12 protein-coding genes are annotated in these 7,916 nt (G+C 68.5%); 8 read left to right on the forward strand and 4 right to left on the reverse strand.

Translation table 11 applies throughout. The features are described 5' to 3' along the window. From Q0C81_RS12885 to Q0C81_RS12895, 3 genes are all read left to right on the forward strand, one after another. Positions 1 to 544: NUDIX hydrolase (locus Q0C81_RS12885; protein ID WP_291838487.1), on the forward strand; the 544-nt coding region annotated here is incomplete at its 5' end. 74 nt (positions 545 to 618) lie between these two features. Continuing rightward, positions 619 to 1,416: a hypothetical protein gene (locus Q0C81_RS12890; RefSeq protein WP_291838490.1), complete on the forward strand. Its 798-nt coding sequence runs from the start codon at positions 619 to 621 to the stop codon at positions 1,414 to 1,416. Continuing rightward, positions 1,406 to 1,828, forward strand: a complete 423-nt coding sequence (locus Q0C81_RS12895) for a DUF5990 family protein (protein ID WP_291838493.1) — start codon at positions 1,406 to 1,408, stop codon at positions 1,826 to 1,828. The genes Q0C81_RS12890 and Q0C81_RS12895 overlap by 11 nt, the downstream gene beginning before the upstream one ends. Before the next feature lie 150 nt (positions 1,829 to 1,978). On the opposite strand, the gene Q0C81_RS12900 is transcribed toward Q0C81_RS12895, so the two are convergent. Continuing rightward, on the reverse strand, positions 1,979 to 2,545 hold the full coding sequence (locus tag Q0C81_RS12900; RefSeq protein WP_291838496.1) for a hypothetical protein: 567 nt from the start codon (positions 2,543 to 2,545) through the stop codon (positions 1,979 to 1,981). A 129-nt stretch (positions 2,546 to 2,674) separates the two neighbouring features. Here Q0C81_RS12900 and rpmG point away from each other — a divergent pair, with 129 nt between their 5' ends. Both rpmG and Q0C81_RS12910 read left to right on the forward strand, forming a co-directional pair. Beyond that, positions 2,675 to 2,842, forward strand: coding sequence for a 50S ribosomal protein L33 (gene rpmG, locus Q0C81_RS12905; protein WP_029417689.1), 168 nt, complete (start codon positions 2,675 to 2,677; stop codon positions 2,840 to 2,842). A 101-nt stretch (positions 2,843 to 2,943) separates the two neighbouring features. Beyond that, positions 2,944 to 3,129: a hypothetical protein gene (locus Q0C81_RS12910; RefSeq protein ID WP_291838507.1), complete on the forward strand. Its 186-nt coding sequence runs from the start codon at positions 2,944 to 2,946 to the stop codon at positions 3,127 to 3,129. On the opposite strand, the gene Q0C81_RS12915 is transcribed toward Q0C81_RS12910, so the two are convergent. The 3 genes from Q0C81_RS12915 to Q0C81_RS12925 form a co-directional block, all read right to left on the reverse strand. Next, complete coding sequence (locus tag Q0C81_RS12915; protein ID WP_291838509.1) at positions 3,126 to 3,347, reverse strand: hypothetical protein; 222 nt, start codon at positions 3,345 to 3,347, stop codon at positions 3,126 to 3,128. The genes Q0C81_RS12910 and Q0C81_RS12915 overlap by 4 nt on opposite strands. Positions 3,348 to 3,523: 176 nt before the next feature. Further along, positions 3,524 to 4,888 carry a PleD family two-component system response regulator gene (locus Q0C81_RS12920; RefSeq protein WP_291838512.1) on the reverse strand — a complete coding sequence of 455 codons (1,365 nt, stop codon included), beginning with the start codon at positions 4,886 to 4,888 and terminating at the stop codon, positions 3,524 to 3,526. 6 nt (positions 4,889 to 4,894) lie between these two features. Beyond that, the gene (locus Q0C81_RS12925) at positions 4,895 to 5,260 is read right to left on the reverse strand and encodes a response regulator (RefSeq protein WP_291838517.1); all 366 of its coding nucleotides are present in this window, start codon (positions 5,258 to 5,260) and stop codon (positions 4,895 to 4,897) included. 191 nt (positions 5,261 to 5,451) lie between these two features. Here Q0C81_RS12925 and Q0C81_RS12930 point away from each other — a divergent pair, with 191 nt between their 5' ends. The 3 genes from Q0C81_RS12930 to Q0C81_RS12940 form a co-directional block, all read left to right on the forward strand. Continuing rightward, positions 5,452 to 6,699 carry a DNA polymerase IV gene (locus tag Q0C81_RS12930; RefSeq protein WP_291838521.1) on the forward strand — a complete coding sequence of 416 codons (1,248 nt, stop codon included), beginning with the start codon at positions 5,452 to 5,454 and terminating at the stop codon, positions 6,697 to 6,699. Positions 6,700 to 6,892: 193 nt separating this feature from the next. Beyond that, positions 6,893 to 7,351: a RidA family protein gene (locus Q0C81_RS12935; RefSeq protein ID WP_291838523.1), complete on the forward strand. Its 459-nt coding sequence runs from the start codon at positions 6,893 to 6,895 to the stop codon at positions 7,349 to 7,351. Between the two features lie 157 nt (positions 7,352 to 7,508). Further along, positions 7,509 to 7,916: peptidogalycan biosysnthesis protein (locus Q0C81_RS12940; RefSeq protein WP_291838526.1), on the forward strand; the 408-nt coding region annotated here is incomplete at its 3' end.

Here is a 7,916-nt window from a genome sequence, read left to right on the forward strand (position 1 = left end):
CAAATGGGTCTTCCCGGGCGGCAAGGTCGAGCGGTCGGACGCCGCCGCCGCCTTCGCCACCGACCTGAAGCCCGCCGAAGCGGCGCGCCTGGCCCGCGAGGTTCCGGTTCGCCGCGCCCGCGCCCTGGCCCTGGCCGCCGTGCGCGAGACCTATGAGGAGACCGGCCTGCTGCTGGCCGAGCCCGCGCCGCCCGCCTCCGTCGCCGGGGGCTGGCGCGAGTTCCGCGCGGTCGGCGCCCTGCCCGACCTGGCCGCCCTGTCCTATGTGGCCCGCGCCATCACCCCGCCGGGCCGCACCCGCCGCTTCGACGCCCGCTTCTTCATGGCCGACGTCTCGGCCCTGCTGCACCCGGAGCCGACGGCCGGCTCCGGCGAGCTGGACGAGATCGCCTGGCTGCCTCTGGTCGAGGCCCGGGCGCTGGACCTGCCCGCCATCACCCGCTTCGTCCTGGGCGAGGTGGCCGAGCGGCTCAATGCCCCCAATCGTCCCCTGCCCTTCGTCCGCATGGTGCGCGGACAGCATGTCGTGGATCATCAGGACTGACGATCCCTGACCGGCGGCGACCGACGGTTGCCTGTTTCCGTTGACTGCGGTTTCCTCGGCGCGGGAGGATTTCCATGCGCCGCCACATCGCCCTCATCGTCGCCCTGTGTCTGACCGCCGCGCCCGCCTTGGCGCAGGATGCGCCCGACCGGATCGAGGTCGTCATGCGTCCGGATGTCCTGTTCTACAGCATCGAGGACGGCGGCCAGGGCCGCTTCCGGTCCGGCGACAGAGAGGACTGGACCTTCCCCGTCAGCCACGAGGACTATGTCGTCATCCGCGACCTGCTGGAGCCCTACCGCGCCGAGGGCCTCGCCTGCGACAACCCCAAAGCGGACGTCTATCGGGACGGCTACCTGCTCTGGCGGGACAGTCGGGGCGAGGTCCGGCGCCCGAACGACAGCTTCTGCTACACCGACACGTTCAGCCGCAGGTCCATCAACAGCAATCGGGCCTATCGGCAGATGAATGACTGGGCCCGCGCCCGCTTCATCCCGCCGCCCGGCCTGCCCGCACCGACCACCATGACCCTGGTCTGGCGCTCGTGGGGCAACCGGCTGGTCGAGTGGACCCTGCCGCGCGGCGGTGAGGGGCGATACGTGAACCGCGACGCCGAGCCGGTGACCTTCCCGGTGTCGGAGGAACAGTTCGACCGCTTCCGCGCCCTGTTCGCTCCCTATGAGGGCGTCCGTTTCGAGTGCCGGCGCGTCATCACCGACGGGGCATACGGCAGCGTGATCTGGTCCCAGCCCGGCCACGCGGACCAGTCGCTGAATTTCGACGCCGGCTGCGTCAGCGGCGACGCCGCCGACGTCTTCCAGCGGCTTGAGCAGGCCGAGACGATGCTGGACACGTTCAAGGGTGCGCGCTGACGTGGCCGACACCCCGATCACCCTGCGCCTGACCATCGCCGACCCGGTCGCCGGCGTTCGCTACAGCCTGCAGAAGGACGACGCGCCGCACGAGCCGGTCACGGCGACCGACGCGCCCCTGTCGTTCGAGGTTCCGATCCGCCTGGCCGACGACAACCGCGTCCTGGGCCCCTTCGTACGCCGCGAGGGTCCGGCGCGCCGCTTCGTCTACATCCGGATCGGCCAATCGGCGGGCGACCATGCGACGGAATGGAACCGCCGGGCCAAGATCGACATCCACGACATCCCGCCCGCCCTGTTGGACAAGGCCCGCGCGGGCGCCGTTCTGGAGGTGGTCCTGCCCGGGAAGGGCAAGGACGGCTCGCCCGCCTGCGCCACCGTCCGGCCGGTGAAGGGCTGGACCGTCGCCTGACCGCGTCCGTCCGATTCTGACGCACGCGCATGCCAGACTGACGGCGGTCTTTCCCACCGTTCATCGCGTCCCATCGCCCCGCGCGCGATATCGTATTTTACGGTCTGGCCGACTTTGAAAACGGAATTCGACCGGAAACGATCAACCCTATCAATCCGCCAGCGGGCGGGTCAGGTCGAACTCGACGCGGAAGAAGCGCCCGCCCGGACGGCGCAGCTCATAGGCGAAGGTCTGGCCGGGATGCACCTCAACCGCCCAGACATTGGTGGTCGAGACCTGGGCCCCGCCGGCCACGAACTGGTCGATCGAGGCCTGATTGACTGGAAATTCCTGTCGCGAGGCCGTTCCCGCCTCGGCCGTATCGCCGCCGTACATGTGATAGCCGTGGATGACCCCCTCGGGGTCCCGGTGATCGTGCCTGAGCCATAGGCCTTCGTCCGTCCGCGTCACGATCCAGCGCCGCGACCGGTCCCCGCCCACGGCGAAGGGGATCCCGACCTCGTTCAGCGCGCAGTCGCGCACGTGCATGACCAGCCGCTTGCCCCGGAAGTCGGCGTCAGCGGCGTCGGTCGACACCACCCGCCCCTCGAACCGCTGGCCGCACAGGGCGTTGAGCCGGGCCAGGAAGGCGTCCTGCGGATCCGTCGCCTCCTGCGCGAAGGCGGGAGCGGACAGGGACAGGGCGGCCGCGGCGGCGGCGAGAAGAAGCGCTTTCATGCCCGCCACCGTGACCTTTGAACGGCCGATGCTCAATGCGGCGTCGCGCCCGTTGACTTCCGGGCGCGCCTGAGTATGTTCCGCGCCTCTCATTTAGCGGCTTTCGCCGTCCGCAAAGGTAATTGTCCGATGGCCAAGCCGGCTTCCATCAAGATCCGCCTGAACTCGACCGCCGACACCGGCTTCTTCTACGTCACCAAGAAGAACGCCCGTACGATGACCGAAAAGATGGTCGTCAAGAAGTACGACCCGGTCGTCAAGAAGCACGTCGAATTCAAGGAAGGCAAAATCAAGTAAGTACTTGATTTGCTAACGATTTTCGAAGCGCCCGATCAGCGATGACCGGGCGTTTTTCGTTGTCCGCCCCTCATCCGCGGCAAGGCGTGCTAGGGTGCGGGATGAGCGATCCTGAAGACGGCCAGACCGACGCCCCGCCCGAGGGCGAGACCCCCGTCCAGAGGGCTCTGCGCCTGAAGCAGGCCAGGATCGCGGCCCAGCCCAAGCCTCCGCGTGGAGGCAAGTTTCAGCGTGAACAGGCCGCCCGGATCGCCACCGGCAAGTCCAAGCCCTGGATGAGTCGCTAGGCGGGGTGGCCGTCCAGCAGGGAACGGATGCTCTGCAGGGCCTTCACATCCCGCCCGTCCGCGCGACCGCCGAGGGAGACCTCGGGGATGATCACATCCAGCATCGCCACGGCTTCGGCGGGCGTCTTGGGGACATGATCGAGAATGACGCGCTCTAGGTTCTCGACCGCCCTGTAGGCGGCGTCGTCCGCTGAGACGCTGAGGTTGGAAAACTGCACTATGGCTTGGGAGAAGGATGCCCGGCCCATTGCTGCCCCTTTCCGACGAAGCTGAGGCGGTGCAGGCCGGGTCGAGGGACCGCGGTCCTGACGGCTGTTCGTCTAAGGTGAAGCTGTCGCTATTCGCGATTTCTGTCCAGTATCAACGTGTTTCAGAAGTTACAGAACGACGATCATCAGGCCGCCCGGGCGATCACCTGGTTGCGCCCGCGCGCCTTGGCCTCATAGACGCCCTCGTCGGCGCGCTTGAGCAGGGCGTCGGGGGTGTCGGTCACGCCGTTGAAGGCGGCCACCCCGACCGAGACGGTGATGGTCAGGCTCTCGGCCCCGCCCATGATCGGGAACGGCAGGGAGCCCACGTCGCGGCGGATCCGGTCGGCCACGCGGGTGGCGTCCTCCAGCGAGGCGCCGGGCATGACCACCACGAACTCCTCGCCGCCCAGACGGCACGGCAGGTCGATGGCGCGGACATTGGTGGCCAGGCGCACCGCGAACTCGCGCAGCACCTCGTCGCCGGCGTCGTGGCCGAAGCCGTCGTTGACCGCCTTGAAGTGGTCGATGTCCAGGACCAGCACGGCCACGGTGTCGCCCCCCTGCCCGGCCCGGCTGAGCAGGGCCTGCAGCTGGCCGGCCATGTAGCGGCGGTTGTGCAGCCCGGTCAGCGCGTCGGTGACCGCCATCTCCAGGCTGTAGTCCAGCTTCTGCTTCAGGAAGTCGGCGTAGCGCTTGCGCTTGATCTGGCTGCGCGCGCGGGCGTCCAGCTCCTCGGCGTCCACCGGGCGGGGCAGGATGTCGTTGACGCCCAGCTCCAGCGCCTTGATCAGCCGGGGCCGGTCGGCCGGATCGACCACCGCCAGGATGGGCACGCGCCGGGAGGCCTCGTTCGAGCGCGCCTGGGCCACGAAGCGCAGGCCGTCGAACTCGGACGCCGAGACGTTGACGATCATCAGGTCGACCGGACCGCGCGCGGCGATCAGGGCCGCCGCCGGATCGGGCTCGTGCACCGGGCGGTGTTCGTCGGACAGCTGGGCCACGATCTTGCCGGCCTGCAGGGCGCTGTCGTCCACGACCAGGACGCGCCCGCCGGAGCCGCGTAGACGGCCCGCGCCGTCGGTGTCGACGCCGAAGCGGCGGCCGCTTTCCTCGCGCTCGCGCAGCTCGTCCATGACCGCCTTGAGCCGCACCAGCGACTTCACGCGGGCGAACAGGATGACGTCGTCGATGGGCTTGGTGACGAAGTCGTCGGCTCCGGCTTCCAGTCCCTTGATCTTGTCCTCGCGCCCGTCCAGCGCGGTCACCAGCACGACCGGGATGTGACGCGTCACCGGATCGGCCTTCAGCCGGCGGCAGGTCTCGAACCCGTCCATGCCGGGCATCATGACGTCCAGCAGGATGATGTCGGGCCGCTCGGCCGAAGCCACCTCGATGGCCGTGTGGCCGTCCATCGCCGTCAGAACCTCATAATATTCGAGGGTCAGCTTGGCCTCGAGCAGGCGGACGTTCGGTTCGACGTCGTCGACGACAAGGATGCGCGCCGTCATGCCGCCCTACCCCAGATGCTTCCGGACGACCTCGAGGAAATGCATCACCGAGATGGGCTTGGAGATATAGGCCTCGCAGCCGCCCTGCCGGATCCGCTCCTCGTCGCCCTTCATGGCGAAGGCGGTCACCGCCACCACCGGGATATGGTTCAGTTCCTCGTCGTCCTTGAGCCATTTGGTGACCTCCAGCCCCGAGATCTCGGGCAACTGGATGTCCATCAGGATCAGGTCGGGCCGATACTGGCGCGCCAGGGCGAGCGCCTGCAGACCCTCGCGGGTCTGAAGGGTTTCGTAGCCCTGCGAGTCGAGCAGATCATGAAACAGCTTCATGTTCAGCTCGTTATCCTCGACGATGAGGACCTTCTTCGACATCACCACCCGGCCTGTTCACCCCTCTCAGACGCGATTGCGCGGGGGCTTGTGCTCTTCCGAGACAGTCTCACCACGGTTCTCTTAAGTTGACGTGAAGCGCCGGTTTTCCCGTCGCCCGTCCGGTCGTGAAGGCGAATGGAGAGGCGAGCACGATAGCTTGTGATCGGCCGCTCAGGCACAATCTCCCCTTCATGAAGTCCATCTGCCGCGACTGCCTCTGGACCAGCGACCGCAAGGCCGAGCGCTGCGGCGCGTGCGGGTCGCGGCGGATCGTGAGCCATGACGAGCTGGACGGCCTGACCATCGCCCATCTGGACTGCGACGCCTTCTACGCCTCGGTGGAGAAGCGCGACCGGCCCGAACTGCGCGACGTGCCGGTGATCGTCGGGGGCGGCAAGCGGGGCGTGGTCTCGACCTGCTGCTACATCGCGCGGATGTACGGGGTGCATTCGGCCATGCCGATGTTCAAGGCGCTGAAGGCCTGTCCCGAGGCCGTGGTGCTGAAGCCCGACTTCCGCAAATACGTGCCCGAGAGCGAACGCATCTTCGGCCTGGTCCGCGAGCTGACGCCCCTGGTCCAGACCCTGTCGCTGGACGAGGCGTGGATCGATCTGGCGGGAACGGAACGGCTGAACGGCGGGCCGCCCGCCTTCCAGTTGGTCCGCCTGCAGAAGCGGATCGAGGACGAGATCGGCCTCAGCGTCTCCATCGGCCTGGCCCCCAACCGCTTCCTGGCGAAGATGGCGTCGGAGATGGACAAGCCGCGCGGCTTCTCGGTCATCGGGGCGGAGTCCAAGGCCCTGCTGGCCCCCAAGTCGGTGCGCATCCTGCCGGGCGTCGGCCCGGTGTTCGGCAAGACCCTGCAGAGCGACGGCTACGCCACCGTCGGCGACCTGGCCGCCGCCGAGGTGCGAGACCTGGTCAAGCGCTACGGCGAGACCGGCCTGCGCCTTCACGACCTGGCCCACGGCCGCGACGCCCGCGCCGTCCGGCCCGAGCATGACCGCAAGGGGATGAGCGCCGAGACCACCTTCAACGACGACCTGACCTCGGCCCAGGACCTGGAGAGCGAACTCTGGCCCCTGTGTGAAAAGCTGGCCTCCAAGGCGCGCCGCGACGGCGTGGCCAGCCGGGTCATCGTGCTGAAGCTGCGCCGGACCGACTTCAAGATCGTGACGCGGCGGATCAGCCTGCCCGAGCCGGTGCAGACGGCCCGCGCCCTGTTCGCCGCCGGGCGCGACCTGCTGACGCCCGAGCTGGGCTTGCCCTACCGCCTGATCGGCATCGGCATGGGCGAGGTGGTCGACGCCGTCGACGCCCCCGCCGCCCTGTTCGAGAGCACCGAGGCCCGGACGCTGAAGACCGAAAAGGCCATCGACGCGTTGCGGGACAAGTTCGGGAAGAGCGCCGTTGTGGCCGGACGGGCGTTGAAGGGCTGAGCTGGGTTCTCCCTCCCCTCCTGGGGAGGGTGGACCGCGAAGCGGGACGGGTGGGGCGCCGAGTTCTCGGACACGAACCCCGCCCTGTCGTCGCTGACGCGCCGACATCCCTCCCAACAAGGGGGAGGGAGAAGGTGATGACGCCTCCTTCCGCACAGGCTAAACCGCCCCCAAATCCCTTCTGGAGCTTCCCATGACCGTCGCCGCCCGTCTCGCCGAACTCGGCATCAACCTGCCGGAACCCGCCAAGGCGGTCGCCAACTATGTGCCCTACGTCCAGACCGGCAACCTGCTCCACATCTCGGGCCAGCTGTCGAACGACGCCGCGGGCGGGCTGAAGGGCACCGTCGGCGCCGACGTGTCGCAGGACGACGCGGTCAAGGGCGCGCGCATGTGCGGCGTCAACCTGCTGGCCCAGATCTCGGCCGCGCTGGACGGCGATCTGGAGCGCGTCGTGCGCGTGGTGAAGCTGGGCGGTTTCGTCCAGGTCGCCGGCGATTTCGAAGCCATCCCGGCCGTCATCAACGGCTGCTCGGACCTGATGGTCGAGGTGTTCGGCGACAAGGGCCGCCACGCCCGTTCGGCCGTCGGCGTCTACAAGCTGCCCCTCGGCTTCGCGGTTGAAGTCGACGCCATCGTGGAAGTCCGCTGATCTCAAAAACGGCCCTCATGCTCCGCTCATCCCGGCGAAAGCCGGGACCCAGTCCTGTCCAGCCTGACGCAGGCGTTTCAGGACGGGCGATGATGCGCACCCGGCAAAAGCTGGTCACCCAAAGCACTGGGTCCCGGCTTTCGCCGGGATGAGCGGAATGGGGTACCAGATCAGGGTCCACAATGCCGTCGCCGAGATCGGCCGGGAGGCGTGGGACGCCTGCGCGGGCCCGTCCGGCGATCCGTTCGTCAGCTTTGACTTCCTGGACGCCTGCGAGGCCTCCGGCAGCGCGGTTCCGCGCGAGGGCTGGGCCGGGCGTCACCTGTCGCTGGAGGACGAGGACGGCCGCGTGATCGGCGTCATGCCCCTCTGGCTCAAGGGCCACAGCCAGGGCGAATACGTCTTCGACCACAGCTGGGCCGACGCCTATGAGCGGGCCGGCGGCCGCTACTATCCCAAGCTGCTGGGCGCCGTGCCCTTCACCCCGGTGACCGGGCCGCGCTTCCTGGCCCATCCCGACGCCGACGCCGCTACGGTGCGCGAGGCCCTGATCCAGGGCGCGCTG

It is taken from the genome of Brevundimonas sp., assembly GCF_023259385.1.
GTDB lineage: Bacteria > Pseudomonadota > Alphaproteobacteria > Caulobacterales > Caulobacteraceae > Brevundimonas.

Bases quoted from the DNA above. Each gene is read 5' to 3' on its own strand.
- Q0C81_RS12900 (WP_291838496.1), bottom strand. From the start codon at position 2,545: ATGAAAGCGCTTCTTCTCGCCGCCGCCGCGGCCGCCCTGTCCCTGTCC.
- Q0C81_RS12920 (WP_291838512.1), bottom strand. From the start codon at position 4,888: ATGACGGCGCGCATCCTTGTCGTCGACGACGTCGAACCGAACGTCCGC.
- Q0C81_RS12890 (WP_291838490.1), top strand. From the start codon at position 619: ATGCGCCGCCACATCGCCCTCATCGTCGCCCTGTGTCTGACCGCCGCG.
- Q0C81_RS12935 (WP_291838523.1), top strand. From the start codon at position 6,893: ATGACCGTCGCCGCCCGTCTCGCCGAACTCGGCATCAACCTGCCGGAA.
- rpmG (WP_029417689.1), top strand. From the start codon at position 2,675: ATGGCCAAGCCGGCTTCCATCAAGATCCGCCTGAACTCGACCGCCGAC.
- Q0C81_RS12910 (WP_291838507.1), top strand. From the start codon at position 2,944: ATGAGCGATCCTGAAGACGGCCAGACCGACGCCCCGCCCGAGGGCGAG.
- Q0C81_RS12930 (WP_291838521.1), top strand. From the start codon at position 5,452: ATGAAGTCCATCTGCCGCGACTGCCTCTGGACCAGCGACCGCAAGGCC.
- Q0C81_RS12925 (WP_291838517.1), bottom strand. From the start codon at position 5,260: ATGTCGAAGAAGGTCCTCATCGTCGAGGATAACGAGCTGAACATGAAG.